This is a genomic window from Nonomuraea sp. NPDC050394, assembly GCF_044459065.1.
In the GTDB taxonomy this organism is placed as follows: Bacteria; Actinomycetota; Actinomycetes; order Streptosporangiales; family Streptosporangiaceae; genus Nonomuraea.
Genome location: NZ_JBITIO010000015.1, coordinates 136340 through 163293, shown reverse-complemented (window position 1 = coordinate 163293; position 26954 = coordinate 136340). Strand labels below are relative to the sequence as shown.

Below are 26954 nucleotides of genomic sequence, written 5' to 3'. Positions count from 1 at the left end.
CCCGGAGCGGGCTAGCCATAGGTGTCTCCGGGGCCCCGGCTGCCGGTCACGCGCAGGCCGCCGCTGGGGCGTGGCGCGTTCTGCGGACCCCTGACCTTCACTTTTGTGACCGTGTTGTCACCGAGCTCCTCGTTCAGCCTGCGTACGAGGGTGCGCGCGAGCAGCCTGACCTGCGTCGCCCATGCCGTGGAGTCGGCCACGACGAGCACCTCGCCGTCCTCGAAGGACTCCGGTTTGGTGTGCGCGGCGAGATCGGTGCCGACGATGTCCGCCCAGCGGCCGAAAACCCCGCCGACCGCGGCGGAGCGCTCCCAGCCGCGGTCGGACAGCAGATCCATGATGGCCCGGCCGAAAAGCTGGGGATCGCCTGCTCCACGCGACGGCCCCGCGGCTCTGCGGCGCGGTTCGCGCCGGGGGAGCTGGCCGCGCTTGGCCGCGTCCGCCTTGGCCTGGGCCAGCTTCTCCCTGGCCATCGCGGCGCCACGCGCCGCCGGGTTCTCCTCATCGGACACGGCTCACACTCCCTTCGGCGACGTCGTAGCGGGCTCCGACCAGCTCGCCGGGCACGTCGTCGTCCACAGCCGCCGTGATCAGGACCTGCTCGGCCGGTGCCACGATCTCGGCCAGCCGGCGCCTGCGCTGGGTGTCGAGCTCGGCGAAGACGTCGTCCAGGATCAGCACCGGATCGCCGCCGTCGGCCTTCAACAGGTCGTAGGCGGCCAGACGCAGCGCCAGCGCGAACGACCACGACTCGCCATGGCTGGCGTAGCCGCGCGCGGGCAGCTCGCCGAGGCCGAGAACAAGATCATCGCGGTGCGGGCCGACGAGCGTGACCCCCCGCTCCAGCTCCGCGGAGCGCACCTCTTGTAGCCGCTCGCGCAGCCGCTCTTCTAGGGTTTTCCCCAAGTCTGTGGATAACGTCTGTGTATCAGAAGATCCACGTCCGCCGGGCTCTTCGCCCTCAGGATCATCCCCACCTGTGGACAACGTGCTGCGGTACGACAGGGTCGCCGCACCGCTCGCCGGAGCCAGCGCGGCATAGGCTCCGGCGACCAGCGGCCGCAGCGCCTCCACGAGATCGAGCCGCGCCTGAAGCAACTCGGCCCCGTGCCGCGCGAGATGCGCGTCCCAGACCTCCAGAGTGCTCAGGACGTCCCCGGCGCCCGCCGACGCGAACGCGGTGTCGCTTTCCGCCCGACGGGCGCTCCTGGAGCCTCTGCGGGCCTGCGCGGCCGTGCGCAGCAGCGCGCCGCGCTGCTTGAGCACCCGGTCGTAGTCGGCCCGCACCCCGGCGAACCGCGGCGCCCTGGACACCAGCAGGTCGTCGAGGAAGCGCCGCCGCTCCGACGGGTCACCCTTGACCAGCGCCAGGTCCTCCGGCGCGAACAGCACCGTCCGCAGCAGCCCGACCACGTCCCTGGGCCGGGAGACGGGGGAGCGGTTGAGCCTGGCCCGGTTGGCCTTGCCCGGGTTGATCTCCAGCTCGACCAGTGCCCGCCGCTCATCCCTGTGTACGGCGCAGCGGACGATGGCCCGCGCGGCGCCCTGCCGTACCAGGGGAGCGTCGTTGGCGACGCGGTGGCTGGAGTGCGTCGCCACATAGCCCAGGGCCTCGACCAGGTTGGTCTTGCCCTGGCCGTTCGGCCCCACGAGGGCGGTGATGCCCGGCTCCAGGCCGAGCTCCACCGACGCGTAGGACCGGAAGTCGGTCAGCGAGAGATGGGCGACATGCACCCAAGGAAGGTTAGTGGGCCACACCGGTCCCTGGGGTCACCGCCGTGCCGCCTGTGGAAAACCTAACCGGCTTCCTTGGGCGGCTTGACGTCGGCGCCGGGGGAGTCCGCTCCCTTTTCGTCCGAGCCCGCCGTCCCGGTGACCGCGTGGCCGCCGAACTGGTTGCGGAGCGCGGCCACGACCTTCATCGCCGGCGAGTCGTCCTGGCGGGAGGCGAAGCGGGCGTACAGGGCGGCGGTGATCACCGGCAGCGGCACGGCGTGGTCCACAGCCGCCTGCACCGTCCACCGGCCCTCGCCGGAGTCCTGTGCATAACCCTTGAGCTCGTCCAGGTGCTCGTCGTCGTCGAGAGCGCGGACCATCAGGTCGAGCAGCCACGAGCGGATGACGGTGCCGGTGCGCCAGCTGCTGAAGCTGCCGCGCACGTCCTTGACGACGTCGGAGGCCTCCAGCAGCTCCCAGCCTTCGGCGAAGGCCTGCATCATGCCGTACTCGATGCCGTTGTGGACCATCTTGGCGAAATGACCCGCGCCCACCTCGCCGGCGTGGACGAAGCCGTCCTCGCCCTCCGGCTTGAGCGTCTCGAAGATCGGCATGACCTTGTCCACATGGGACTTCTCGCCGCCGCACATGAGGGCGTAGCCGTTCTGCAGCCCCCAGACGCCGCCGCTCACGCCGCAGTCGACGAAACCGACGCCGCGCTTGGCGAGCTCCTCGGCGTGCTTCTGGTCATCCACATAGTGTGAATTCCCGCCGTCGACGACGATGTCGCCCTCGGCCAGCAGTTCGCCCAGCTCGTCGACGGTCTGCTGGGTGGGCGCGCCCGCGGGCACCATGACCCACACCACGCGCGGCGCCTGCAGCCGCCCGACGAGCTCCTTGAGGCTCCCCACGTCGCTGACGGACGGGTCGCGGTCGTAGCCGACCACGTCGTGGCCACCGCGGCGGAGCCGCTCGGCCATGTTGCCGCCCATCTTGCCGAGTCCGACCATGCCGATCTGCATTGGTTACAACCCCCTTGTCAGGCTTCCATCATTTCAGCTCGACAAGCGGATGGGCATGATCAGGTATCGGTAGTCGGGCGCCGCGTCTCCATCCACAGGCTTGCCGCCGGTGAGGATAGCGGGCTTGGTGGACGTGGTCATCTGGAGCCTGGCCACGTCGGAGTCGATGGCGCCGAGGCCTTCGAGCAGGAACTGGTGGTTGAAGGCGATGTTCATCTCCTCGCCCTCGTAGTCGACGGGAAGGACCTCCACGGCCTGCGCCTCGTCGCCGCTGCCCGCCTCAAGCACGACCTCGCCCTCCCTGAACGCCATGCGCACCGGGGTGTTGCGCTCGGCCACCAGGGCCACGCGCTTGACCGCCTCGACGAACGGGCCTGTGGACAACTCGGCCTTGGCCGCGAACTCCGTCGGCAGCAGGGAGCGGTACTTGGGGAACTCGGGGTCGAGCAGCCGCGTCGTGGTCCTGCGCCCGGCGCTGGAGAACCCGATCATGCCCTCGCCGGTGCCGCCGGCCGAGCTTAGCGCGATCTCCACCTCGGCGCCCGTGGAACCGAGAGCCTTGGCCGTGTCGGCGAGCGTCTTGCCGGGGATCATCGCGATCGCCGCGAAGTCCGGCTGCCCAGGCTGCCACCTCAGCTCGCGTACGGCGAGGCGGTAGCGGTCGGTGGCCGCGAGGGTCACGGTGTCGCCCTCGATCTCCATGCGCACGCCCGTGAGCATGGGCAGCGTGTCGTCACGCCCGGCGGCGACGGCGACCTGACCGACGGCCGAGGCGAACACGTCGCTGCCCACCCGGCCCGCGGCCGGCGGCATCGTCGGCAGGGACGGGTAGTCCTCCACCGGCATGGTCAACAGGGTGAAGCGCGCGCTGCCGCACGTGACCACGGCCTTCGCGCCATCCACCACGAAGTCCACAGGCTGTGCGGGAAGCGCGCGGGTGATCTCGGCGAGCAGCTTGCCGCTCACCAGGACGACGCCCGCTTCACCGGTCTGTAGTTCGAGCGTCACCTCCGCGGAGACCTCGTAGTCGAAGCCGGACAGCTTGAGCTTCTGCTCCCCGGTGACCTCCAGGCGCATGCCGGCCAGGACGGGCACCGACGGTCGCGCCGGGAGGCTGCGTGCCGTCCATGCCACCGCCTCAGCGAGGACGTCTCGCTCGATTCGGAACATCACGGTGATCAACCTCCTGGTTTCGTCGCTGATTCAAGTGTTCACTCTCCCGCACCTCTGGACGGGCGGAACCCCTCTATGGGTCTTGAGTTTCTTTGTAAGAGAGATAAGAGGTCATCACACTAGGGGCGGTGGATACTGTGGACAACCCGAGTTCCCGCAGCTCAGCGGCCCGATTTTCATCCACCCCCCGTGTGGGTGACGCCTGGGGGTAACTCGCGAGCCTGGGGATGAACAGTCGTTCCCCACAGGCCGTCCCCAGATCACAGGGTGTTCATCCACGGGTTATCCACTGGGTTTCCACCGGTTATCCACGGGGTAAACGGAGCTCCAGGTGACCCCTGAAACCACTGTGCACAGGCTGTCCCCAAGTCGTCCACCGGTAGTCCCCAAGTTGTCCGCAGGATGTCCCCAGATTTATCCCCAGGCATCGTGCGGACTTTTCGGGCTCATTCCGGCGGCGAACCCCGGTTCTTCGGGAGTTTCCGCTGATCCACAGTGTTATCCACAGGGTGTGCATGACGACTAGGACCCGTGCGACGTCTGCTTTATACGCATTGTCAGCTCGTTGACCTGGTTGTACATCGACCGGCGCTCCGCGATGAGCGAGCGGATCTTGCGCTCGGCGTGCATGACCGTGGTGTGGTCGCGGCCGCCGAACTGCTGCCCGATCTTCGGCAGGCTCAGGTCCGTCAGCTCGCGGGCGAGGTACATCGCGATCTGCCTGGCGTTGACGAGCGCGCGGCTGCGCGAGCTTCCGCAGAGGTCGTCGATGCTGATGCCGAAGTACTCGGCGGTCTTGGCCATGATGTTGGCGATCGTGATCTCGGGGCCGGACTCCGAGGTGATGAGGTCCTTGAGCACGACCTCGGCCAGCTGGAGATCCACACCCTGCCGGTTGAGGCTGGCGAACGCCGTGACCCGGATCAGCGCGCCCTCCAGCTCACGGATGTTGGTGGAGATCCGGCTGGCGATGTACTCGAGCACCTCGGGCGGCGCGGCCAGGCCCTCCTGGATGGCCTTCTTCCTGAGGATCGCGATGCGGGTCTCCAGCTCGGGCGGCTGGACGTCGGTGATCAGGCCCCACTCGAACCGGTTGCGCAGCCGGTCCTCCAGGGTGATCAGCTGCTTGGGCGCCCGGTCGCTGGAGATGACGATCTGCTTGTTGGCGTTGTGGAGCGTGTTGAAGGTGTGGAAGAACTCCTCCTGCGTCTGCTCCTTGCCCTCCAAGAACTGGATGTCGTCCACGAGCAGGATGTCGATCGCGCGGTAGCGGCTGCGGAACCCGTCGGCCTTGTGGTCGCGGATGCTGTTGATGAAGTCGTTGGTGAACTCCTCGGAGCTCACGTATCTGACCCGCGCGCCGTCGTACAGGGATTGCGCGTAATGCCCGATGGCGTGGAGAAGGTGGGTTTTCCCCAGGCCCGAGTCGCCGTAGATGAACAGCGGGTTGTACGCCTTGGCCGGAGACTCGGCCACCGCCACGGCGGCCGCGTGGGCGAACCGGTTGCTGGCGCCGATAACAAATGTCTCAAAGGTGTACTTCTGATTGAGCCTGGCCGGTTCGCTGGGTTTGCTGCTTTTCGCTTCCCAACGGGGCTGAGCGGGCTCCGGTGCCTTCTCCTGTTCATAACCGAACTGGCGCTGTGGATAGTCGGTGGATACCGGCTGTGCCTCAGGCTGTGGAGAATAGAACTGAGGCGGCTCCGAGACCTGGTAACTCGGGGTTTGCGGAGGCTGTGGAAAGTGATCCACACTCTGGGGATAACTCTGAGTCACAGGCTGGGGATGGGCCTCGGGCGCCGGGCGCGCCGGCGCCGTGGTGTCGATCATCACCGCCAGCCGCATCGCCCGGCCGAGCTCCTGCGACAGCGCGTGCGCCACCAGCGGCCGCAACTTGCCCTCGATGAGGTCCTTCAGGAAGTCATTGGGCACGCCGAGCACGATCGTGTCGTCCGCCAGGGCGATCGGCCGGACCATGGACAGCCAGGTTCGCTGCTGGACCGGCACGCTCTCGTTGAGGAAGTTGTCCAGTGCCTTCGCCCATACGCCGCCGAGGTCCATAGTCCGGCTGCTCCTCCCTGTCGCGGCCCCCCGCGATCGTTTATCCACACACGATGGCCGCTCGCTCGGTGATCAGCCCTCACCGTCCACAACAGGGTGGCCGTGTGTTGTCCGCACAGTCTCCACAAGTGATCCACAAGATGTGCACAGGCTCACGGCGGGCCTAGAAGGGCCGACAGTATCGATGTGCACAGCTGTGTTCAAGACGTTGTCCACAGCCTAGTGGTACCTCGGTGCACATACTGTGGACACGGCCGGGGCGGTGGAAAACCCACATGTGGATACGTGGATAACCGGTGCTGGTTTGACCTGGGCCATATATGACCCGTAACGTACGACGGTCGGCTTGCCACACGACGGCGCTTCTGCATGCCCGTGGCGGGCCCGTCCATGAGTGTTAGGCGCCCAGCTCGGGCGCATCATCAAGCCTGGAGCCCACCCGTGAGCAAGCGTACTTTCCAGCCGAACAACCGCCGCCGCGCGAAGACCCACGGCTTCCGGCTGCGCATGCGTACGCGCGCCGGCCGCGCCATCCTTGCCGCCCGGCGTCGCAAGGGCCGCGAGAAGCTGTCGGCCTGACGGCTCGCTGCGCCCGATTCGTCCGCCCGCCGGTGACCTTCGCCGGCGGGCGATAGGCGTCTTCAGTGCTATCCCCAAGCTCCCGGATGCGGCGTGGCGAGGATTTCGCCGCTGCGGTCAAGCGCGGCCAGCGTGCCGGTCGCCCCACTTTGGTGGCTCATCTGAGGGTTTCTGGTGAAGAAGAACCTCTGGTGGGTTTCGTGGTCAGCCGTGCGGTCGGCGGGGCTGTCGTGCGCAACAGGGTCAAGCGCCGCCTTCGACACCTGATGCGCGAGCGTCTCGACCGCCTCCCGCGAGGTAGCCTGCTGGTGATACGCGCCAACCCACCGGCGGCGTCAGCGCCAAGCGAGGTTCTCGCCGGAGAACTCGACACCGCGCTGAATCGTTTGCTGAAGAGGCGCGAGTCCGCGACGGATGGACACAGATGACGGAGCAGCCGCAGGGCGAGCCGAGCCTCCCGGCCCGGGTCCTAATCGCCCCGATCCGGTTCTATCGGGCCTTCATCAGCCCGATGCTGGGTCCGCGCTGCCGTTTCTACCCCTCATGCAGTGCCTATGGACTCGAGGCGATAGCCGTACACGGTGCTCTTCGGGGCGCCTGGCTGACCGTCCGGCGCATCGGGCGTTGTCATCCGTTCAACCCCGGAGGACTGGATCCGGTCCCTCCACGCCCGGTCCGGTCACACGAAACGCAAGGGAGCTAGCTCGGTGGATTTCGCCTGGCTGAACTGGCTGTACACAGCCATCGCGCAAGTCATCACCTGGATTCACCAGGCTTACAGCACCTTCATCAACCCCGCAAGCGGCTTGAACTGGGCGCTGACCATCATCACGCTCACCGTCATCATGCGGATCCTGATCTTCCCGCTCTTCCTCAAGCAGATGCGCTCGTCGAAGAAGATGCAGGAGCTCGCGCCGAAGGTGCAGGAGCTGCGCAAGCGCTACAAGAACGACAAGCAGCGCATGAACCAGGAAGTCATGGCGCTGTACCAGGGAGCGGGCGCCAACCCCCTCGGCGGCTGCCTGCCGATCCTGGCGCAGTTCCCGATCTTCATCTCGATGTTCACGGTGCTCCAGGCGATCGCCAACGGCACGGCGACCAAGTACGGCATGACCCAGGCCGTCGTCGACAGCGCCAAGCAGGCGCACATCTTCAGCGCCGGCATCTCGGAGACCTTCTTCTCCGCCCAGGCTGTCACGAGCAAGGTCATCATCGGCGTCTTCGTCGCGGTCAGCTCGCTGACCACCTTCCTCACCGTCCGGCAGAGCGTCACCCGCTCCATGCAGCAGATGCCGGACAACCCCATGGCGCAGCAGCAGAAGATCCTGATGTACATCTCGCCGCTGTTCGCCTTCTTCAGCCTGAACTTCCCGCTCGGTCTGATCCTCTACTGGGTCACCACCAACCTGTGGACGCTCGGTCAGCAGCACTGGTTCTACAGCCGGCACCCGATGCCGCAGTTCGATGCCAAGGGCAACGTGATCCCCGAGAAGGCCAAGCCCGGACTGCTCGCCAGGTTCCGGAAGACCCCTCCCGTGGAGGAGGCTCCCGAACCGGAGCCCGAGCAGCCTAAGATCGTGCGGAACCAGCCCAGCCGGCAGTCTCGCAGCAAGCGCACCGGCAGCAAGAAGTCTTGATCATAAAGGAGACGCTCGCCATGACCGAGGCTGAGCAGGAGAAGGCGGCACCCGACCTCAACGCCCTGGAGCAGGAGGGCGAGATCGCCGCCGACTACGTCGAGGGGCTGCTGGACATCGCCGACATCGACGGCGACATCGACATGGACGTCGAGGGCGACCGCGCGCTCGTCTCCGTCGTCGGGGTCAAAGGCGATGACTTGGTCGGGCCCGGGGGAGAGGTCCTGGAGGCCCTGCAGGAGCTGACCCGGCTGGCGGTGCATCGGCAGACGGGGGAGCGGTCGCGGCTGATGCTGGACGTCGCCGGGTACCGCGAGAAGCGCCGGGCGGAGCTCAGCAAGCTTGGCAACGAGATCGCGGCTCAGGTCAAGCGGAATGGCGAGCCGAAGTCGCTGCAGCCCATGACGCCGTTCGAGCGGAAGATCGTGCATGACGCGGTGGCGGCGGCTGGGCTGCGCAGCGAGTCTGAGGGGGAGGAGCCGCTGCGCTTCGTAGTGGTTCTACCTGTCTAACCCGGTTTCCACCCCTAAAGGCCGTCTGTCCCGCTGTGGACATGGCGGCCTTTTCCTTGCCCTACGTCCCCTATCCACCCTTTCTCCCGAGTACGGCACCGCCTTCCCCAGGCACGGCACCGCCTTCCCCAGGCACGGCACCGCCTTCCCCAGGCACGGCACCGTCACGCCGTGCCCCCACCCCATGATCCCTCTGCCACCCGACCTACCACCTCCCTCCGACCTACCACCCTCCTCCCGATCCGCCACCCTCCTCCCGACCCGCCGCCCGGACCCGACCCGCCGCCCGGACCCGGCACTCGCCACCTGGCATTCGGCCCTCTACCCGCGACCTGGTCCAGCACCAGCAACTCGGCCTGCCCCCCTTGCCCCCTGCCACCCGACATCTGGCGCTCGGGACGGCGCCCCGTCACCCTGGTCAGCTGTATGTGGCCGGTCCGGCGATCCACGATCTTGTCGACCGCCCACATACATGCGCCCCCGACAACCTCGTGATCTCGTGGCTGGCGACGGGAGCGCGGGGGCGGGGTGTGAGAACGCCGGGCGGCGCTGGGCTGTCCGCGACGTCGCACCCCTCTGTGACCCCTAGCCTTGTATCCATCGACATCGGCGTTATTGGAAGGGCCACCAACCAGTGAGCGAAGAGCTACCGGCTCCGCCCGACATCGCACGGGAAGTATTCACCGGAGAGGCATGGGATCGGGCGAGTGCTTTCGCCGAGATTCTGGCCGGGCCCGGTGTGGTGCGTGGGCTGCTCGGCCCGCGGGAGGTGCCGCGGATCTGGGATCGGCACCTGCTGAATTGCGCGGTGGTGGCGGAAGCCGTACCGGAGGATGTCAGGTTGGTGGACATCGGGTCGGGGGCGGGATTGCCCGGTTTGGTGCTGGCGATCGTGCGGCCGGACATCCGGGTGACGCTGCTGGAGCCGCTGCTGCGCCGTACCGTCTTCCTGGAGGAGAGCGTCGAGGCGCTCAAGCTGGACAACGTCGAGGTGTTGCGCGGGCGGGCCGAGGAGCTGGCCGGCAAGCGTGAGTTCGACGTGGCGAGCGCACGGGCGGTGGCGCCGCTTGATCGGCTCTTGAAGTGGGCGATGCCGCTTCTTCGTGAAGGTGGCGAGCTCATTGCCATGAAGGGGGAGCGCGCGGCCGAGGAACTTGCCGAAGCCAACGCGCAGTTGCGGGCGAGCGGGGCCCGAACGGCTGAGCTTGTGACCGTTGGGCACGGTAAGGTCGAGCCGCCTGCAACATTGGTTCGGGTGGTAGCAGGTCGTACGCCGGAACGTGGTAGGCGTCGACGAAGGAGGTGACCGTTGTGCCAGTGGCCGCATGTGGCCTTGGCTGGCCCGCCGTCCCTTCTTCGGACAGCCCAGCGGGGGTTGGTTGGCCCGAAATGGGCGTGTCGCGACAGCGAATTCCCGACACGACCGTGCCTCTGGTTGAAAGGATGGCCATCGTGACCCAGACCCCCCTTAACCCCGGTGATTCGCCGTTGGTACGAGAGGCGCTCAGCTCAGTGGTTTCACGTGAAACATCTGCTGTCCAATCGGCCCCCGCCGCGGGTGAGGCGCCCGGCGATGCCCGAGGCGCCTGGCCAAGACCGTCCAAAACCCGCGTGATCGCCGTGGCCAACCAGAAGGGCGGAGTCGGCAAAACGACCACATCGGTCAACATCGCCGCCGCCCTCTCGATGAACGGCCAGCGCGTCCTCGTCGTCGACCTCGACCCCCAGGGCAACGCCTCCACGGCCCTGGCCACCGAACACCGGGGTGACGTCCCTGACGTATACCAGGTCCTGGTGGACGACCTCCCGATGGCGGACATCATCAAGGAAGTGCCGGAAATGCCCGGCCTATACTGCGCCCCCGCCACCATCGACCTCGCCGGCGCCGAGATCGAACTCGTCTCACTCGTCGCCCGCGAAGCCCGCCTCCGCCGCGCCCTGGCCGCGTACGACGCCCTCGAGTTCGACTACATCATCATCGACTGCCCGCCGTCACTCGGCCTCCTGACCGTCAACGCGCTCGTGGCGGCCGACGAGGTGATGATCCCGATCCAGTGCGAGTACTACGCCCTGGAGGGCCTCGGCCAGTTGCTCCGCAACGTCGACCTCATCAAGGCCCACCTCAACCCGACGCTCAACCTCTCCACCATCCTGCTGACGATGTACGACGGCCGCACCCGCCTGGCTTCACAGGTGGCGGACGAGGTCCGCGCCCACTTCGGCGAAACGGTCCTCAACACCGTCATCCCTCGCAGCGTCCGACTGTCCGAGGCGCCCAGCTATGGCCAGTCCGTCATGACATACGACCCGGGCTCCAGCGGCGCGATGGCCTACATGGACGCCAGCCGCGAGATCGCCTACCGCGCCAGCAAGGTCTGACCTCCGGCCACACCTTCCGCCCCTGCCCGCACCCCCCACCCGCGCGCACCCCACCTTCGCAACCTCCATCCGCGCCCCCGCGCCCGCGCACCCCCACCGCGGCAACCTTCGACCTGCGTCCACCCCGGACTCCCCGATCCGCGTCCCGGGCACCCTCCCGGGCATCCCGAGCCCCATGGCATCCTGAGCACCCCCGGCCCCCTGGCCGCCGGCCGCCGGCCGCCGGCCGCCGGCCTCCGGCCCCCTGGCCTCCGGCCCCCTGGCCTCCGGCCCCCTGGCCTCCGGCCCCCTGGCCTCCGGCCCCCTGGCCTCCGGCCCCCTGGCCTCCGGCCCCCTGGCCCCTGGCACCCGGGCCCGGGCCGTCGGCACCCCGCACCCGCAGTCGCTCCCACTCTCGCACCGTCCAACCGGCGGTTGTCCCGCTCTCGCCGCCCTCCTTGGGGCGCTGGCGGTCCCCTCGCCTACGACGGCCCCCTGCCGCGCAGCCCGTCTTGTCATGCGTGCTCCACCTGTCGCGTACGCCCTATGCCGGCGTTCGCTTCACACGGCCATGGGTGCCCCACCGGAGCGGACAGTCGGGCGGTGGAGGGAAATCTGGGGGCTTCGGGAGTAAATGCGGTGAAGCGCGTGTGGCGACGGGACACCGTGTGGCGTTCGCACCGGTAACCTCTCCTGGTGTGACCGGAAACGGCCGGGACGGTGAGGAGACGCAGTGAGTCAGCAGCGGCGGGGATTGGGCAAGGGGCTCGGGGCGCTGATCCCGACCGGTCCCATCGTTGACGGCACCGGAGCTGTGGCGGCCGACAACGGGACGGCCCCGGAGTCCGGTCCGCGGCCGATCGCGGGCGCGTACTTCAAGGAGATCGCTCTTACCGCCATCGTCCGCAACCCGCGTCAGCCGCGTGAGGTCTTCGACGAGGAGCGTTTGGAAGAGCTGGCCGCCTCCATCAAGGAGGTCGGACTTCTCCAGCCGATCGTGGTCCGTTCGGTCGGTGGTGGCCGCTACGAGCTGATCATGGGAGAACGGCGCTGGCGCGCTTCCAAGCTGGCCGGTTTGGAGTTCGTCCCCGCCATCGTCCGGAACACCCAGGACAACGAGCTCCTCCGTGACGCCCTCATCGAGAACCTTCAGCGCGAGCAGCTGAACGCACTCGAAGAGGCCGCCGCCTACCAACAGCTTCTAGACGACTTCCAGGCCACACACGAACAGCTGGCCCAGAAGGTCGGCCGCTCCCGTTCCCACATCACCAACACCCTGCGCCTCCTGAACCTCCCGCCGGACGTTCAGTTGAAGGTCGCCGCCGGCACGGTCAGCGCGGGCCACGCACGCGCTCTTCTCGGACTGGACAGCGCCGACGAGCAGATTCAGCTGGCCAAGCGAATCGTGGCGGAGCTTCTGTCAGTGCGCGCGGTCGAAGAGATCGTCGCCCTGGGCGGCTCCAAGGGATCCGGCAAGGCTCCCCGTGAACGCCAGCCCAACAAGCCGACTGCCCCCGGCCTGACGCATCTGGCCGACCGCCTCTCCGACCATTTCGAGACCAAGGTCAAGGTCGACCTGGGGCGTCGGAAGGGGCGCATCGTGGTCGAGTTCGCCACGATCGACGACCTGGAGCGCATCATCGGCACGATGGCGCCAGAAGCCGCCCGCGCCATCCGCGACCACGAGTCCTAACGCCCACCCGGCAACTCTGCTGCCCTCTGGGTTCGGCTGTACGTCGGCGTCCGCTTGCGCGCCGCCCACCTATGCCTGGCAGGACCCGTGAGGCAATGCTTCCGCCTCCACGCGTAGTGCAGAGCGCGTCTGCAGGTGACGGCTGGCTTTGTTGATGCGCTGTTTCACGTGAAACCACGAGCGCGGCTGGCGCTGGCTGGGCCAGATCCTTGGGAGTCCTTCTGCCGATGCCCTCTGACGGTCCTCTGCTATGCCCCTACCGCAGAGGACCGTCAGAGGCAGGCAAGGCTCGGCGCTGGAGGGCTTTGTTTCACGTGAAACAGGTCGAGCGGCCGACGCCTTGCGGGGCGTTTCACGTGAAACATGGAGTGGAGGACCGGCGCTGTTTCACGTGAAACGGTGAGCGGCAGAGGCGCCGCGTTGCCTGGGGAGGCTAGCGGGAGACGGCTTTGCGGATGGCTGCTAGGAAGTCGTCCACGTGATCTGATGTCGTGTCGAAGGCGGTCATCCAGCGGACGAGGCTGAGGTTCTCGTCCCAGTACTCGAAACGGAAGTGCTCCTTGAGCGTCCGTACGGCGTCGCGGGGGAGTGTGGCGAAGACGGCGTTCGACTCTACGGGGAAGGCGATGCCGACCTCCGGGAGGTCTCTTACGCCATCGGCCAGGCGGTGCGCCATCGTGTTCGCGTGGATGGCGTTCTGGTGCCAGAGGTCGTCGGTCAGGAGAGCGGTCAGCTGGGCGGAGATGAAACGCATCTTCGAAGCCAGTTGCAAGGACTGCCTTCGGAGGTACGGGACCGCCTTGCTCAGGGTGGGGTCGAGAAGGATGACCGCCTCGGCGGCCATCGCGCCGTTCTTCGTGCCGCCGAAACTGAAGATGTCCACACCGGCGTCCGTTGTGATCGTGCGGAGGTCGCAGCCGAGGTGCGCGGCGGCGTTGGACAGGCGGGCGCCGTCCACGTGGAGACGCAGGTTCGCGCTGTGTGCGGTTTCGGCCAGGGCGGCGATTTCGTCGGGGGTGTAGCACGTCCCCAGTTCGGTTACCTGGGAGATGGAGACGACTGTCGGCTGGACCTCGTGGTGGGCACCGAGTACGTGGAGGCGGTCGGTGATGTCGCCCGGGCGCAGCTTGCCGTCGGTTGTAGGCACGGGGGTTAGCTTGACGCCGAGGAGTCGTTCGGCGGCGCCGGTCTCGTGGATGGCGATGTGGGCGCTCTCGGGACAGATGATGCTGTCGTACCGGCCCAGGGACAGCGCCAGGCCGATCAGGTTGGCGCCCGCTCCGTTCAGCACGGCGAAGCCGTTCGCCTGCTCGCCGAAGATGTGTTTGATCTGACGCTCGAAGGCGGAGGTCCAGTCATCGCCACCGTAGGCCGGGGCGTCCCCCGCGTTGGCGGATGCCATCGCCTCCAGGACGGTCGGGTGGACGCCCGCGTGGTTGTCGCTGGCGAAACTCTTGGGGTAGGTCGTGTCGATCAGCACACGGCAAGGCTACTCAGACGGTGTTGGTGAGCTCGGCGTGCGTACCCACGCGTGAGCGTTGACACCTGCGCCCAGAGCGTTGACACCTGTGCTCAGAGGGTTGGTGCTTGGCCCAGCGGGTTGGCACTTGGGCTCACCGCTCCGGGAGGGCCGCGTGGGTTCACCTACCGACGGTCTCCGGGCGTGGGGTCGGGCGTCCGAAGAGCCCGGAGGCGACAGGGAGCGGGCCACGGGTCACTGGGCGCGGGAGGCCACGGAGTGCTGGGCGCACCGCGTGGGGGAGTGGAGGGGGTGGTCGCTGGGGCTGGGAGAGCGGAGAGGAGAGAGAGCGAGCGCGTGCAGAAGGGGAGCCGAACGGCGGGCGGCAGGATGGCCGGAAGGGCGGCGGGCAGCAGGGTGGGCGGGATGGGCGGAAGCCCGAGCAGACCGCGGGTGACAGGGTGGCCGGAAGGGTCGGGGGAAGGCCGAGCAGAACGGCGGGCGGAAGGGTGGCCGGGAGGGTGCGCGGAAGGGTCGGCGGAAGGCCGAGCAGAACGGCGGGCGGAAGGGTGGGCAACAGGGGGAGGGGTGGGGCGAGTGTGTCGGGGAGGTGTTGCGGGGGGCTGGGGAGAGGTGAGCAAGGTTGCTCGGGGAGGTGCTGGGTCAGGTGGAGGAGTGGCGGGTGGCGGCTATTTCCAGGAGGCCGCGGCATAGGGTGCCGAGGTCGCGGCCGGCGGATTCGACGGCCATGGGGAGGAGGGACGTCTCGGTCATGCCGGGGGCGACGTTCACTTCGAGGAAGTGGGGGCGGCCGGTGGCGTCGACGATCAGGTCGGTGCGGGAGATGTCGCGCAAGCCCAGGGCGGTGTGAGCGGTGACGGCGGTTTCCGCGCAGGCGGCGGCCGCCGCTTCCGACAGGCGGGCCGGGGCGAAGAACTCGGTGTGGCCGGCGGTGTAGCGGGCGGCGTAATCGTAGACGCCTTCGTCTGGGACGATCTCCACGGCGGGCAGTGCCACCGGACCGTCGCCCAGGTCCACCACCGAGACGGCCACCTCCACACCTTCGATGCAACGCTCGATGAGCGCGGTGTCGCCGTACGCGAAGCAGCCCACCATCGCCGCCGGCAACTCCTCGGCGGTACGCACGATCGAGGCCCCCAGCGCGGAACCGCCTCTGGCGGGCTTGACGAACAGGGGCAGGCCGAGGCGGTCCACGATGCGTCCCAGAACCACCGAGGCGCCCAGGTCGTGGAAGGTCTCCTTGGGCAGCGTGATGGAGTCGGGGGTGCGCAGGCCGACGGAACGTACTACCGCTTTGGCCGTCGGCTTGTCGAACGCCACCCGGCACGCGTCAGGATCGGCGCCTACGTAGGGGACGTTCAGCAGTTCCAGTACAGAACGGATCGCGCCGTCCTCGCCGGCCCCGCCATGCAGTGTGACGAACACGGCGTCCGGGCGGTCGGCGAGCACCGTCGGCACCAGGGAGGCATCGGTGTCACGCGTCTCGACGTCGACACCCGCCGCCCGCAGTACCTCACTCACCCGGCGACCGGAGCGCAGGGACACCTCCCGCTCATAGGAGAGCCCACCGGCCAGCACGAGCACGTGACCCAGTTCGCCCATCTCTTTCCCCTCTGCCGAAAAGCACGCCGTCCAACCGTACCGGTTCGGCTCGGCCATTCGTTTCCCTGCGAGGGCGGGGCATCGCTCATTTCTGACGCGTTGATGAGCCAGCCAGCTTGCCCTCCCCGCCCGGCGGTTCGATCTCGTGTCGGGAGCGCGTGCGAGGGCTCGCCGGGGCAGGGAAGGCGGGGGAGATGCGGCGTCAGGAGCGGGCAGGAGCGTGCAGCGAAAAATCAACGGGACAGTGAGCGCTGAGACAGAGGCGCTCAGGAAGACCGGCGGGGGATCGGCAAGGGGAGGAGCAGCGCCGAGAGCGCAGGCGCAGAGGCGCGGGAAGGACAACGTGGAAAGAAACAGCGCGGGGAGAACAGACGGGGAGCCCCATCAGATCGCGGCGTTGAGAGGCGGCTCTCGGGAGAGAGCGCGGAGGCAGAGGGCGGACGGACACACGGGGCGGACGGAGACACGGGAAGCGCTGAGGCAGGGGAAGCGCTGAGACGCGGGAGCTCTGGGGTGTGGGAGCGCAGAGGCGAAGGCGCGCGCCGGGAAGGTGGCGACGGGAAGGTGGCGACGGGAAAGGGAAGACGGAAAGGGTGAAGGAGAGGGTGGGGGAGTGCGGCGTTGAGGTGCGCGTGCGGGAGGGAGGGCGGGGCCGAGGCTACCGGTAAGGGTGGCTCGGCCCCGGTGGGGTTAGGCGAGGTCCGGGCCCGGGGTGTCCACGCCGGGGTGGCCAGGTGGTGAGGTGGTGCCGAAGGTGTCGCGGAGCTGGAGTTCGCCTTCGATGACGCCGGCCAACCGTCGCACCCCTTCCCGGATCCGATCCGGTTCCGGGTAGCAGTACGACAGCCGCATCTGACGGCTACCGCTGCCGTCGGAGAAGAAGCCGGTGCCGGGGACGAACGCCACCCGCTCCGCCACCGCCCGGGGCAGAATCGCCTTGGAGTCCAGGCCCTCGGGAAGGCTGGCCCAGACGAAGAAGCCGCCCGCGGGCCGGGTCCACGTGACGCCGGAGGGCATGAGGTCGGTCAGCGCGTTCAGGAGGGCGTCGCGGCGTTCGCGGTAGAGCTCCTTGAACGTCTTGATCTGCTCGCGCCACGGCTGGGTGGCCAGGTACTGGCCCACGGCCAGCTGGGTGAAGGAGGAGTGGGACAGGACGGCCGACTCCATGGCGAGGACCAGCTTGTCGCGGATGGCGTGGGGGGCCAGGGCCCAGCCCACACGGAAACCCGGGGCCAGAGTTTTGGAGAACGAGCCCAGATACACGACCCCGTCGGGGTTGTCGGCGCGCAGGGCGCGCATGGGCTCGCCGTCGAAGCCGAGCAGTCCGTACGGGTTGTCCTCGACGATCAGCACCCCGGCGCGCTGGCAGATGTCGAGCACCTGCTGGCGGCGGGCGGCGTTGAGAGTGACGCCGCCGGGGTTGTGGAAGGTCGGGATCGTGTAGAGGAACTTGATCGTGTTGCCGGCGGCCTGCAGCGCGTAGATGGTCTGGGCCAGGGATTCGGGCACGAGCCCCTGATCATCCATGGTGATATGGACGACTTTCGCCTGGTATGCGCTGAATGTGCCTAGGGCGCCCACATACGAAGGTCCCTCGGCCAGCACGACGTCACCCGGGTCGATGAAGATGCGGGTGATCAGATCGAGGGCCTGCTGGGAGCCGACCGTGACGACCACGTCGTCCGCCCCGGCCTCGATTCCCTCCAGGCGCATGACCTCGCAGATCTGCTCGCGCAGATGCGGGTCGCCCTGGCCGGAGCCGTACTGGAGCGCGACCGGGCCACGCCTGGTGACCAGATCGGAGACCAGCTCGCCGACCATGTCGAGCGGGAGGGCCGTGACGTACGGCATGCCGCCGGCCAGCGAGACCACCTCGGGCCTCGATGCGACGGCGAAAAGAGCTCGGATCTCGGAGGCGACCATCCCGGTAGCTCGCGCGGCGTACCGATCGACGTAGGCGTCGATGCGCGACCCTTGGGTCGCGGGCGTCTGACCGTGATCCGTCTCTTCTGTCACGGTCCACCTCCTAGGTGTCAAATGGAGCCGAGAGACCAGAGTACGTGACTGGCCACGATCGCCGTGCACCCGCTCCCCGCTTCGTCACTGGGCTACGATGCCAGCTGGGGACGCGGATTTCGCGCGTTTTTCCGGGTCAACGATTGGGGCCGTAGTTGTCGCGTCGGCTGGTCAACATCACCCTGGACAATCTCGACGATCTGCCGCGCCGTTGCCGGCGGTGTGTTTTCTGGGAGCTTGACCCGGTCAGCGGCGAGCGCGCGGCCGACGCGGGCGACCCTGGGCTTGAGAAAGAAGCGTGGATTTCCGGAACGCTCCTGGAGTGGGGCAGTTGCGGGAAGATTCTTTATGTAGACGGGGTTCCGGCGGGGTTCGTGCTCTACAGCCCGCCGCTCTACAGCCCCCGCTCCGTGGCCTTCCCCACCTCGCCGGTCAGCGCGGACGCGGTCTTGCTGATGACGGCCCACATCATTCCGGAGTTCTCCGGGGGCGGGCTGGGGCGCATGCTGATCCAGGGCGTGGCCAAGGACCTCACCCGGCGCGGGGTCAAGGCCATCGAGGCGTTCGGGGACCTGAAGTGGGAGAAGCCGGGCTGCGTGGTGCCCGCCGAGTATCTGCTTTCGGTCGGCTTTAAAACGGTGCGGCCGCATCTCCGCTTCCCACGGTTGCGGCTTGAGCTCAAGACGGCCGTCTCGTGGCGTGAGGACGTCGAGGTGGCGCTGGAGAGGCTCCTCGGGTCAATGAGCCCGGAAAGAGCATTGCGTCCCGTCTGAGGGCGTTCTGGGGCCACGAAAGGCGAAGGCCCGGGAGAACCAGGTCTCCCGGGCCGCGAAGTCGGCTAGATGATGCCTTCGAGCTCGCGCATCAGCATCGCCTTGGGCTTGGCGCCGATGATCTGCTTGACCACCTCACCGCCCTTGTAGACGTTCAGGGTCGGGATCTGCAGCACGCCGTAGTTGCGCGGGACCTCGGGGTTCTCGTCGATGTTCAGCTTGACGATCTCCAGCTTGTCGCCGTGCTCCTTGGCGATCTCCTCAAGGATGGGCGCGACCTGACGGCAAGGTCCGCACCACTCGGCCCAGAAGTCGACCAGCACCGGCTTGTCGCTCTTGAGGACTTCGGCCTCGAAGGTGGCGTCGGTTACAGCCTTCACGATTGCGCTCCTTAGTTCTCGTGGGTGGCCAGCCAGCGCTCGGAGTCCAGGGACGCCGAGCAACCGGTGCCGGCCGCGGTGATGGCCTGGCGGTAGATGTGGTCGACGACGTCGCCCGCGGCGAAGACGCCTTCGATGTTGGTCTCGGTCGTCGGCGCGGAGACCTGGACGTAGCCGTCCTCGTCGAGGTCGATCTGGCCCTTGACCAGGTCGGTGCGCGGGTCGTGCCCGATCGCGAGGAACAGCGCGTCTGTCGCCAGTTCGCTCTCCTCGCCGGTCTTGACGTTGCGCAGCTTGACGGCTTCGACCTTGTCGGTGCCGAGGACGTCCACGACCTCGGTGTCCCAGATGAAGCGGATCTTGTCGTTGGCGAACGCGCGCTCCTGCATGATCTTGCTGGCGCGCAGCTCATCACGACGGTGGACGACCGTGACCATCCGCCCGAACCGGGTCAGGAACGTGGCCTCCTCCATGGCGGTGTCACCGCCGCCGACGACCACGATGTCCTTCTGCCGGAAGAAGAACCCGTCGCAGGTGGCGCACCACGAAACGCCGCGTCCGGACAGCCGCTTCTCGTTCTCCAGGCCGAGCTCGCGGTAACCGGAGCCCATCGCCAGGATGACCGACTTGGCGTAGTACGTATCGGAGTAGGTCTTGATGACCTTGGGGTTGGCTTCGAGGTCGACCTCGATCACGTCGTCGGCGACCAGCTCGGCGCCGAAGCGCTCGGCCTGCTTGCGCAGGTTGTCCATGAGGTCGGGGCCCATGATGCCGTCCGGGAAGCCCGGGAAGTTCTCCACGTCGGTGGTGTTCATCAGCGCACCGCCCGCGGTGACGGATCCTTCGAAGACGAGCGGCTTGAGTTCGGCGCGTGCGGAGTAGACGGCCGCGGTGTATCCAGCCGGGCCGGACCCGATGATGATCACGTTACGGACGTCGCTCAACGCTCTCACGCCTTCCTCTTCTGCTGTCGCCTGTCGCGTCAACAGATCCTAGGCCCGCGTGATTCCCTTCCCTGCCCACAAAACGAAAGAGCCCACCGAAGTGGGCTCTGACGTGGGGTTTCGCTTACCAGCGGCCGACCGTTGGCTTGCGGAGGTTCTTGCAGTTGAACGGGTCCACGACGTCGAGCCTGAGCTTGTTCTTCGGCTGGTTCTTCCAGGAGGCGACGACGAGCGCCTCCTGACCGTTGTACTGGCCCTGGTCGACGGCGAACACCTTGAGCTTGGTGCGCGAGGAGACCTGGTTGACACACTTGGAGACGCCGGTCGGCGTCTCGTCGCCGCCCAGTGCCTGCGCGTTGCCCATGAAGCCCACCATCGGCTGGCGCAGGTCCTGGTCGCTGTAGTTGTGAGTGCTGTCGGTCAGCGCGTAGCCACGGCTCCTGGCTTCGGTGCGCGTGGGCGCGGACGGCGCGGGCTGAGCGACCTGCGGGCCGCCACCGCCGTTCCCGCCGGAAGCCGTGAGCACCCCACTCGACAGTACGGCGGTGCCGACTACCACAGCAGCCGCGGCCGAGGCGACCGCGGGCATAGCCCACCGGCGCCGTCGCGAGGCCCTCGGCCGAGCAGGGACGATCGAGCCGTCATCGGCGACCACCCCGAGGCGAACCGGCGGCTCAGCGGCCGTTTCCCACGGCGCGTCCCGCATGAGCTCGTCCCAGTCGGGCGCTTCCGCCAGGCCGACTCCGCCCCTGGAGCCTCTGGAGGCCTCGGCCGCCAGCGCCTTGTCGATGCGTAGCGCGACTCCCATCGGCATCGCCGGTGTGGGGGTCGCCGCGAGCACCTCGCGAACCGCCGCCAGGTCCGCCAGTAGCGCCCCGCAAGGAGTGCACACCGCGAGGTGTTCGCGTACTTGGCGCGCCGTGCCGACGTCTAGAAGACCCTCGGCCAGCTCGGCCAGGATCTCAAGATCGTAGTGCGTATCACCCGTCACGAAGTTCTGCTCCCTTCGCGGATGAGACGCGACCGAGGTCCGAACGGTTCCGCAGATGCGAAAGAATTGGGGCAAGTTTCGCGCGTCCCCGCGCACAGCGGCTTTTCACCGTCCCACTGGGGACTTCGAGCACTTGAGCTGCGTCTTCGACCGAATAGCCCATCATGTCGACCAGCACAAGAGCAGCTCGCTGATCGGCGGGCAGGAGTTTGAGAGCAGCCGAAACCTCCATGGAAACTTCACGTTCGAGTGTCTGGTCGGGCATCGGCGTGTCACGTTCGGCGGCTTCGATGAGCTCGTCGTCGGCGACCGGCCGGACCGACTTGCGGCGCATCCGGTCGAGGCACGCGTTGACCACGATGCGGTGGAGCCAGGTGGTGACCGCGGCCTCGCCGCGGAAGGTGGCGGCCTTGCGGTATGCGGAGACGAAGGCGTCCTGGACGGCGTCGGCCGCTTCGTCCGGGTCGCCCAGGGTGCGGAGGGCAACCGCCCACATGCGGTCCCGGTGCCTCTTGACTATCTCGCTGAACGCATGTGGATCCCCGTCGATGTGCGCGGCGAGCAGCTCCGCATCGGAATGCTCTGCGCCTGAGGGTGTCTCGGGTGGGGAGTTCACAAGGGGGTTCCTGATTATGCTGATCCGGGAGAATGCACTACTACGTCATAGATGGTGCCATGAAACCCGCCATCGTCCGCAGGAAGACGCGTAAACCAGATCAAAACGTACTGGCCGCTTGCGGGCTGCTCAGGCGTCAGAGTGATCTTTCCGGAGCCGTCCTTGTGACGCGCCACCGTCTTCAGCGAACCCAGCTCGCGTGAGTCGCCCACCTTCAACTCGACGTCGGCGCCCGAGGCCCCGGACAGCGTGGCCACCACGTCGCTCACCTGGACCGGCTTGCCCATGTCGAGCAGCAGGCCGACGCCGTCCTTGAGCCCGCCGAGGTCGGCGTCGTTGTAGTTCTCGGTCTTCCAGAACGTGCTCGGTTTGCCGTCGATGGCCGCCGAGGCCCGGTCCGGCTTCTCCGAGCCGTCGCCGAGAGGGTCGAAGCCGTCGGCCTTGGCCGGCTTGATCGGCTGGATCTCGGCCGCGGCCGTCTTCGACGTGCTCGGCTCGCCGCCGCCCGCCTCGGGCGCTGACGGGCTGCCGAGGCTGCGGCCGACCGTCCACGCGCCCACGCCGACCGCGGCGATGACCAGGAGCACGACCACGGTCATCAGCAGCCGGTTGAGCAGGCCGCCGCCGTTGTTCTGCGGGCGGTTGGAGATCACGGTCTGCGGCGGCGGGGTGTCGTGCCGGGTGTCGAGGCCCTCGGAGCGCGAGGTCGTGGTGACCGACGGCGCGGGCGAGGCGTAGGAGATGGAGATGGGCATGGGCCGCGGGACGCCGGACAGCTCCTCGGCGACCTCGGCCGGTGTGGTCAGCGCCGGATGGCCCTTGCGCGACTCGGGCAGCACCGCCCGGACGGTGATCGTGTCGAGGTAGCCGGGCAGGCCCGCGGTCACCTGCCGGGGCGTGGCGAAGTGGCCGTCGATCATGGGTGCGGCCGGCAGCCCGCCCTCGTCCTCGTCGCCGGGCCAGTGCCCGGTCAGACCGGCGTACAGCAGCCGGCCGAGGCCCTCGGCGTCCTCGTGGGCCGGGTGGTCGGCGGTGAGCCCGGCCAGCGCGGCGTCGACCGCCACGCCGAGCACCTTGACCGTGTTGCCGGTGGTCCACACCAGGTGGGCGGGGCGCAGGCAGAGGTGGTAGAGGTCGGCCTCGTGCGCGTGGGCCAGGGCCTCGGCCGCCTCGGCGACCAGGCCGGCGGCGCGCTCCGGGTCCAGCGGCCCGGCGGCCAGCAGGTCCGACAGCGACTCGCCGGTCACCCACTCGCTCACGACGTACGCGTGGTCGTCGTCCTGGGCGGCGTCGAAGACCTGCGTCAGCCGGGGATCGGTGAGGCGGCTGGCGGCACGGGCGGCGGTGACGACCTCGTGGACACGCGGGAAGTCGGGGGCGAAGGTCAGGACGGCCACGGGACGGGCGAGGATCTCGTCGATGGCCTTCCACAGGGTTGCACCGTCGGACTCGCTCACGCGGTCCTCCAGCCGGAAACGCTCAGCGAGGCGCGTGCCCGGTTCGACCGCCGACGTGCTCACTGACCTTCTCCGCTCAGCCGATCGGGCGAGTCCGTGCCTCGACACACCTTCGTGGAGGAATCCCACGTAGGCACGCTATGTCGGGTGGATCCGCCCACGCCCCTCCTGCTGCCATTCGCGCGTGTCCGCACCATCGTAGTGCCGCGCCGTGTACGCCCGCGTTCTTTACCGGCCTACCCGTCCCGCGACCATTCCAACGATTGAGTTGACCTCGGGGATGCGCATCTTATGGGCAATGGCCAAGTAGAGCAGCCCCCCGAGTCCGCCGCCGACCGCCAGGATGATCAGCGAGTTGAGGAAGGCGAGCTCGCCGAAGACCCGCTGGCTGACCCAGACCGAGGCGAGCGCGAGCACCGCGGTGGGCATCGCGGCCAGATACATGCGGGTCAGGGCGGTGCCGATGGTCCAGCCGCCCAGCCCGGCCGCGCGCCGCGAGGCCATCATCCAGGCGACCACCGCACCCAGCGCGTACGCGCACGCGTAGGCGAACGCGAGTCCCATCACCACGTAGGCCGGCGGCAGCAGCGCGTTGGCCACCAGCATCAGCACGGCGCTCGCGGCGGTGGTCCCGGCCCCGATGAAGACGGGCGTGCGGGTGTCGCCGAAGCTGTAGAAGACCCGGAGCAGGAGCTGGAAGACGGCGAAGGGCATGAGGGCCAGGCCGTACACCTGAAGGACGTTGCCGATGTAGACGGCGGCGGCGACGGACACCTCGCCGTGGGCGTAGATCGGCACGGTGATCGCGGGGCCGAGCACCATGAGCAGCAGCGAGGCCGGAACCATCACGCACGAGATCAGCCGCACCCCGGAGCCGAACTCCGACCGCAGGTCCTCCATGCGCCCGTCGGTGACCGCGCGGCTCATCTTGGGCAGCATCGCGGTGATCACCGAGACGCCGATGATGCCGTAGGGCAGCTGGAAGAGCTGGAAGGCGTAGGTGTACGGGCTGACGCCGTGGTTGGGCACCGCGTCGCCGGCGGCGCTGGCCAGGTTGGTGATCAGCATGAAGCCGAGCTGGGTGATGACGACGTAGCCGATCGTCCAGCCGCCGGCCTTGGCCATCTCGCCGAGCCGGGCGTTGCGCACGTCGAGGCGGGGCCGGAACTGGAAGCGCGCCCGCTTGAGCGCGATGACCAGGACGACCGCCTGCGCGACGATGCCCGCGGTGGTGCCGAGGCCGAGCAGCGCGAGCTGCCCGTCGCTGACGGTCGCCGGGTCCTTGCCGCCGGAGTAGGCGAGGAACACGCCGATGACCACGATGTTGTTGAGCACCGGCGCCCACATGGGGGCGGCGAAGCGGTCGCGGGTGTTGAGGATGGCGCCGGCCACCGCGCCGAGGCCGAAGAAGGCGAGCTGCGGCAGGATCAGCCGGGCCAGCAGGACCGCGACCTCGTACTGCCGGGATCCGGGCCGCCAGGTGGTGTAGAGGTCGATGAGCAGGGGGGCGGCCAGCACCGCGACGGCGGCCACCACGATGAGCGCGAGCGTGGCCAGTGTGAGCAGCCGCTGCTCGAAGGCCCGGCCGCCGTCGGCGTCGCGCTGCTGCGCCTGCACGATCATCGGCACGATGACGCTGCTCAGCACGCCGAGCAGCAGCAGGTCGAGGATGGAGTAGGGGATGGCGTAGGCGACGTTGTAGGCGTCGCCGAGCAGCGCGGTGCCGACCGCCGACGCCAGCACCATCGTGCGTACGAAGCCGGTGACGCGCGAGACCATCGTGCCGGCGGCCATGATCGCGCTCGCCCTCATCAGGCGGCTCATACCTTCTCACTCTCCCGGGCCTGCGCCGCTCGCGCCGGACGCTTCTGCGAGCGCCGCCGCAGGATGCGGGTGACCACGGCGGCGAGCATGACCGACAACGCGCCGCCCACGATGACGAGGGCGATGCCGGTGTAGCCGGTGGTCCTGATGGTCAGCTTGACGGGATCACCGTACGGCACGCCGTCGGCCGTCTCCAGCTGAACGGTGATGGACGCGTCGCCGCTGGTCTTGACCAGCATCGGCACCTGCACGGTGCCGACCTCGCCCTTGCCCACCCTCATGAGTCTCTTGACGTACTTCGGGTCGATCTGCAGCAGCTCACGATTGTTGGAGGACACGTCGACCATGAGCGTGACCGACGTGCTGAGCTGGTTGCGCACGCTGATCGGCACCTGGCCGTCGACGCCGGCCACCGTGACCGGCTTGTCGCGGTTGGCCCCGCTGATCGTGATGAGGCCGAGCCGCTTGTCCAGCGCGGCGTCGATCTGCTTGGTGGCCGAGCGCCCGGCCCGCGTGCTGTTACGCCAGGCGGAGGAGGCCAGGCGGAGCACGGCGTTCTCGAACCCGGCCGAGCGCTTGTCGGTGGTGATCCGCGTGGCCAGATCGGCCTCGGCGGCGGCCTCCTTGACCGGTTCGAGGTACTTCTCGCTGAGCTCTTCCTTGCGGTCCTGCTCGGTGTAGACGAGCCCGGTACGCGGCGTCTGCACCTTGGCCGGCTTGATCGAGCCGAGCTCGCCGGAGGCCAGCCACGGCAGCCGGGCCGCGGTCTTGAGCAGCGCCGAGACGAACGCCGGGTCCGGGTCCCAGCGCCGCGACGGCGCCACGACCAGGTTTCTCGGCCTGACCTGGCCGGGCTCGGCGGCGATCATCGCCGTCTCGGCGATGAAACGCTGCCTGTTGAGTACGGCGGTGCGCCCCGCGGCCGAGTCGAGCTCGAACATGCGGCTCAGCTCCTCGTCCGGCAGGAGCGCGGTGACCGGGCCCGAGACGCTGTCGAGCGTGGTGGCCGCGTCGAGCGTGGCCACCACTGGTGTCTGGGGCGGCACGTTGGCCGGGTTGAGCAGGACGGTGCCGACATCGCCGACCGCCAGAAGGTCGAGGGCGTCGTCGTCGAGCTTGCCCGCCACCGGCCAGTTGACCGCGGTGGGGATGTCGCGCTTGAAGTGCCGGGCGGCGGCCACGTCGGCGGCCGCGATCGCCGTTCTCACGCCGTTGTCGAGACCTTGGTGGGCCAGCGCGGCCACGTCGGGGTCGCCGTAGGGGATCGCCACGACGGGCGCGCCGGTCAGCGAGGTGCGCAGGGAGTCCAGCCACGGCGCGGCGGCCGGGTCGGCGGGCTGCTTCTTGCCGTTTCTGAGCGTGTAGCCCTTGGTCATCGCCTGCACGTCGTCGAGCAGGCCGGGCTCGACGAACCAGGTAACGTTCTTCGGCGCCGTCTTGGCGAGGGCGGCGAGGTCGGCCAGGCGCCCGCCGGGCTTGAGCGCGGTGGCGAGCTTGTCGTCGATGAACGTGACGTCGTCGGAGCGGTGCGGCGCGTCGACGATCGGCAGCGCCACCGACAGACGGTTGCGCGGGAGCTTGGGCGTGGTCGGCGGCATGTAGGTGAGGAAGGTGTGGGCCTTGGCCAGCGGCTGCCAGGACGCCGCGACCGGCACGACTTCGACCGTGATCGGGTAGACGCCGAAGGTGTTCATGCCGAGCTGCATGGGCGTGACGGTGAGACTCCAGTCGGCGCTCGCGCCGGCGCCGACCGCCGGAATGTTCATGAGGGAGGTTGGTGAACGCTGGGGCAGCTGGGCCGCCTGGTCCTCGGCGAACGCCTTGATCGAGGCGCGGTCGGTGAGGCGCTGGAAGCCGTAGCGCACCTGCACCTGCAGGCCGGTCAGCGGCGTCCCCGTGCCGTTGCGGAAGGTGCCCGACAGCTTGATCTGGTCGGTGGGCCTGGTCGGCAGCTCAGGGGTGATCGCCTTGACGCTGAGGGTCAGCTCCTGCTTGGCCGTCATGGCGGCAGCCGTACCCGGCGTTGTCGCGACCACGGGGGCGAGCAACGCGGCGGAGAGGACTGCGAGAAGCGTGGCCTTTCCGATCACGCGTCAGTCCGGGGTGGAGTACGGCGCACG

Annotated in this window: 24 protein-coding genes; 9 read left to right on the top strand and 15 right to left on the bottom strand. The window is 68.4% G+C overall.

What is annotated here, in order from left to right:
- Positions 1–11: 11 nt before the first annotated feature.
- The 5 genes from ACIBKY_RS42785 to dnaA form a co-directional block, all read right to left on the bottom strand.
- Positions 12–512, bottom strand: coding sequence for a DUF721 domain-containing protein (locus ACIBKY_RS42785; protein ID WP_379613047.1), 501 nt, complete (start codon positions 510–512; stop codon positions 12–14).
- Positions 502–1734: a DNA replication/repair protein RecF gene (gene recF, locus ACIBKY_RS42780; protein WP_397106279.1), complete on the bottom strand. Its 1233-nt coding sequence runs from the start codon at positions 1732–1734 to the stop codon at positions 502–504. Before recF ends, ACIBKY_RS42785 begins: the two co-directional genes overlap by 11 nt.
- A 62-nt stretch (positions 1735–1796) precedes the next feature.
- A complete protein-coding gene (gene gnd / locus ACIBKY_RS42775) occupies positions 1797–2738 on the bottom strand; it encodes a phosphogluconate dehydrogenase (NAD(+)-dependent, decarboxylating) (RefSeq protein ID WP_397106277.1) in 942 nt (313 codons plus the stop codon).
- A 33-nt stretch (positions 2739–2771) separates the two neighbouring features.
- On the bottom strand, positions 2772–3911 hold the full coding sequence (gene dnaN, locus ACIBKY_RS42770) for a DNA polymerase III subunit beta (protein WP_397106275.1): 1140 nt from the start codon (positions 3909–3911) through the stop codon (positions 2772–2774).
- 522 nt (positions 3912–4433) lie between these two features.
- On the bottom strand, positions 4434–5972 hold the full coding sequence (gene dnaA, locus ACIBKY_RS42765; protein ID WP_397106273.1) for a chromosomal replication initiator protein DnaA: 1539 nt from the start codon (positions 5970–5972) through the stop codon (positions 4434–4436).
- Between the two features lie 441 nt (positions 5973–6413).
- Here dnaA and rpmH point away from each other — a divergent pair, with 441 nt between their 5' ends.
- From rpmH to ACIBKY_RS42725, 8 genes are all read left to right on the top strand, one after another.
- The gene (rpmH, locus tag ACIBKY_RS42760) at positions 6414–6551 is read left to right on the top strand and encodes a 50S ribosomal protein L34 (protein ID WP_043614899.1); all 138 of its coding nucleotides are present in this window, start codon (positions 6414–6416) and stop codon (positions 6549–6551) included.
- 65 nt (positions 6552–6616) lie between these two features.
- Positions 6617–6979, top strand: coding sequence for a ribonuclease P protein component (gene rnpA / locus ACIBKY_RS42755; RefSeq protein WP_184959118.1), 363 nt, complete (start codon positions 6617–6619; stop codon positions 6977–6979).
- Positions 6976–7254 (top strand): membrane protein insertion efficiency factor YidD, encoded by a 279-nt coding sequence (gene yidD / locus ACIBKY_RS42750; RefSeq protein ID WP_397106271.1) that lies wholly within the window; start codon positions 6976–6978, stop codon positions 7252–7254. The genes rnpA and yidD overlap by 4 nt, the downstream gene beginning before the upstream one ends.
- A 4-nt stretch (positions 7255–7258) precedes the next feature.
- Positions 7259–8188 (top strand): membrane protein insertase YidC, encoded by a 930-nt coding sequence (gene yidC, locus ACIBKY_RS42745; protein ID WP_397106269.1) that lies wholly within the window; start codon positions 7259–7261, stop codon positions 8186–8188.
- Between the two features lie 20 nt (positions 8189–8208).
- Positions 8209–8700 (top strand): R3H domain-containing nucleic acid-binding protein, encoded by a 492-nt coding sequence (locus tag ACIBKY_RS42740; RefSeq protein ID WP_184959121.1) that lies wholly within the window; start codon positions 8209–8211, stop codon positions 8698–8700.
- Positions 8701–9334: 634 nt separating this feature from the next.
- On the top strand, positions 9335–10006 hold the full coding sequence (gene rsmG / locus ACIBKY_RS42735) for a 16S rRNA (guanine(527)-N(7))-methyltransferase RsmG (RefSeq protein ID WP_397106267.1): 672 nt from the start codon (positions 9335–9337) through the stop codon (positions 10004–10006).
- 137 nt (positions 10007–10143) lie between these two features.
- On the top strand, positions 10144–11079 hold the full coding sequence (locus tag ACIBKY_RS42730) for a ParA family protein (protein WP_397106500.1): 936 nt from the start codon (positions 10144–10146) through the stop codon (positions 11077–11079).
- A 712-nt stretch (positions 11080–11791) separates the two neighbouring features.
- Complete coding sequence (locus ACIBKY_RS42725) at positions 11792–12751, top strand: ParB/RepB/Spo0J family partition protein (RefSeq protein ID WP_379613055.1); 960 nt, start codon at positions 11792–11794, stop codon at positions 12749–12751.
- A 433-nt stretch (positions 12752–13184) separates the two neighbouring features.
- On the opposite strand, the gene ACIBKY_RS42720 is transcribed toward ACIBKY_RS42725, so the two are convergent.
- The 3 genes from ACIBKY_RS42720 to ACIBKY_RS42710 all read right to left on the bottom strand — a co-directional run bounded on the left by ACIBKY_RS42720 (position 13185) and on the right by ACIBKY_RS42710 (position 17756).
- On the bottom strand, positions 13185–14231 hold the full coding sequence (locus ACIBKY_RS42720) for a threonine aldolase family protein (protein WP_397106265.1): 1047 nt from the start codon (positions 14229–14231) through the stop codon (positions 13185–13187).
- A 642-nt stretch (positions 14232–14873) separates the two neighbouring features.
- On the bottom strand, positions 14874–15833 hold the full coding sequence (locus ACIBKY_RS42715; protein WP_397106263.1) for a D-alanine--D-alanine ligase: 960 nt from the start codon (positions 15831–15833) through the stop codon (positions 14874–14876).
- A gap of 690 nt (positions 15834–16523) precedes the next feature.
- Positions 16524–17756: a PLP-dependent aminotransferase family protein gene (locus ACIBKY_RS42710; protein WP_397106498.1), complete on the bottom strand. Its 1233-nt coding sequence runs from the start codon at positions 17754–17756 to the stop codon at positions 16524–16526.
- Between the two features lie 248 nt (positions 17757–18004).
- On the opposite strand from ACIBKY_RS42710, the gene ACIBKY_RS42705 reads away from it, so the two are divergent.
- The gene (locus ACIBKY_RS42705; protein WP_379613058.1) at positions 18005–18622 is read left to right on the top strand and encodes a GNAT family N-acetyltransferase; all 618 of its coding nucleotides are present in this window, start codon (positions 18005–18007) and stop codon (positions 18620–18622) included.
- A 65-nt stretch (positions 18623–18687) separates the two neighbouring features.
- Here ACIBKY_RS42705 and trxA read toward each other — a convergent pair whose 3' ends face one another.
- The 7 genes from trxA to ACIBKY_RS42670 all read right to left on the bottom strand — a co-directional run bounded on the left by trxA (position 18688) and on the right by ACIBKY_RS42670 (position 26924).
- On the bottom strand, positions 18688–19002 hold the full coding sequence (gene trxA / locus ACIBKY_RS42700) for a thioredoxin (protein WP_184959129.1): 315 nt from the start codon (positions 19000–19002) through the stop codon (positions 18688–18690).
- Between the two features lie 11 nt (positions 19003–19013).
- Positions 19014–19946: a thioredoxin-disulfide reductase gene (gene trxB, locus ACIBKY_RS42695; RefSeq protein ID WP_397106496.1), complete on the bottom strand. Its 933-nt coding sequence runs from the start codon at positions 19944–19946 to the stop codon at positions 19014–19016.
- Between the two features lie 124 nt (positions 19947–20070).
- Complete coding sequence (locus ACIBKY_RS42690; protein WP_397106261.1) at positions 20071–20937, bottom strand: anti-sigma factor family protein; 867 nt, start codon at positions 20935–20937, stop codon at positions 20071–20073.
- The gene (sigM, locus tag ACIBKY_RS42685) at positions 20927–21553 is read right to left on the bottom strand and encodes an RNA polymerase sigma factor SigM (protein WP_379613062.1); all 627 of its coding nucleotides are present in this window, start codon (positions 21551–21553) and stop codon (positions 20927–20929) included. Before sigM ends, ACIBKY_RS42690 begins: the two co-directional genes overlap by 11 nt.
- A gap of 14 nt (positions 21554–21567) precedes the next feature.
- On the bottom strand, positions 21568–23010 hold the full coding sequence (locus tag ACIBKY_RS42680) for a protein kinase family protein (RefSeq protein WP_397106259.1): 1443 nt from the start codon (positions 23008–23010) through the stop codon (positions 21568–21570).
- 228 nt (positions 23011–23238) lie between these two features.
- Entirely contained in the window at positions 23239–24834 is a 1596-nt protein-coding gene (gene murJ, locus ACIBKY_RS42675; RefSeq protein WP_397106257.1) for a murein biosynthesis integral membrane protein MurJ, read from the bottom strand.
- Complete coding sequence (locus ACIBKY_RS42670; RefSeq protein WP_397106255.1) at positions 24831–26924, bottom strand: DUF6049 family protein; 2094 nt, start codon at positions 26922–26924, stop codon at positions 24831–24833. Before ACIBKY_RS42670 ends, murJ begins: the two co-directional genes overlap by 4 nt.
- Between the last annotated feature and the right edge of the window lie 30 nt (positions 26925–26954).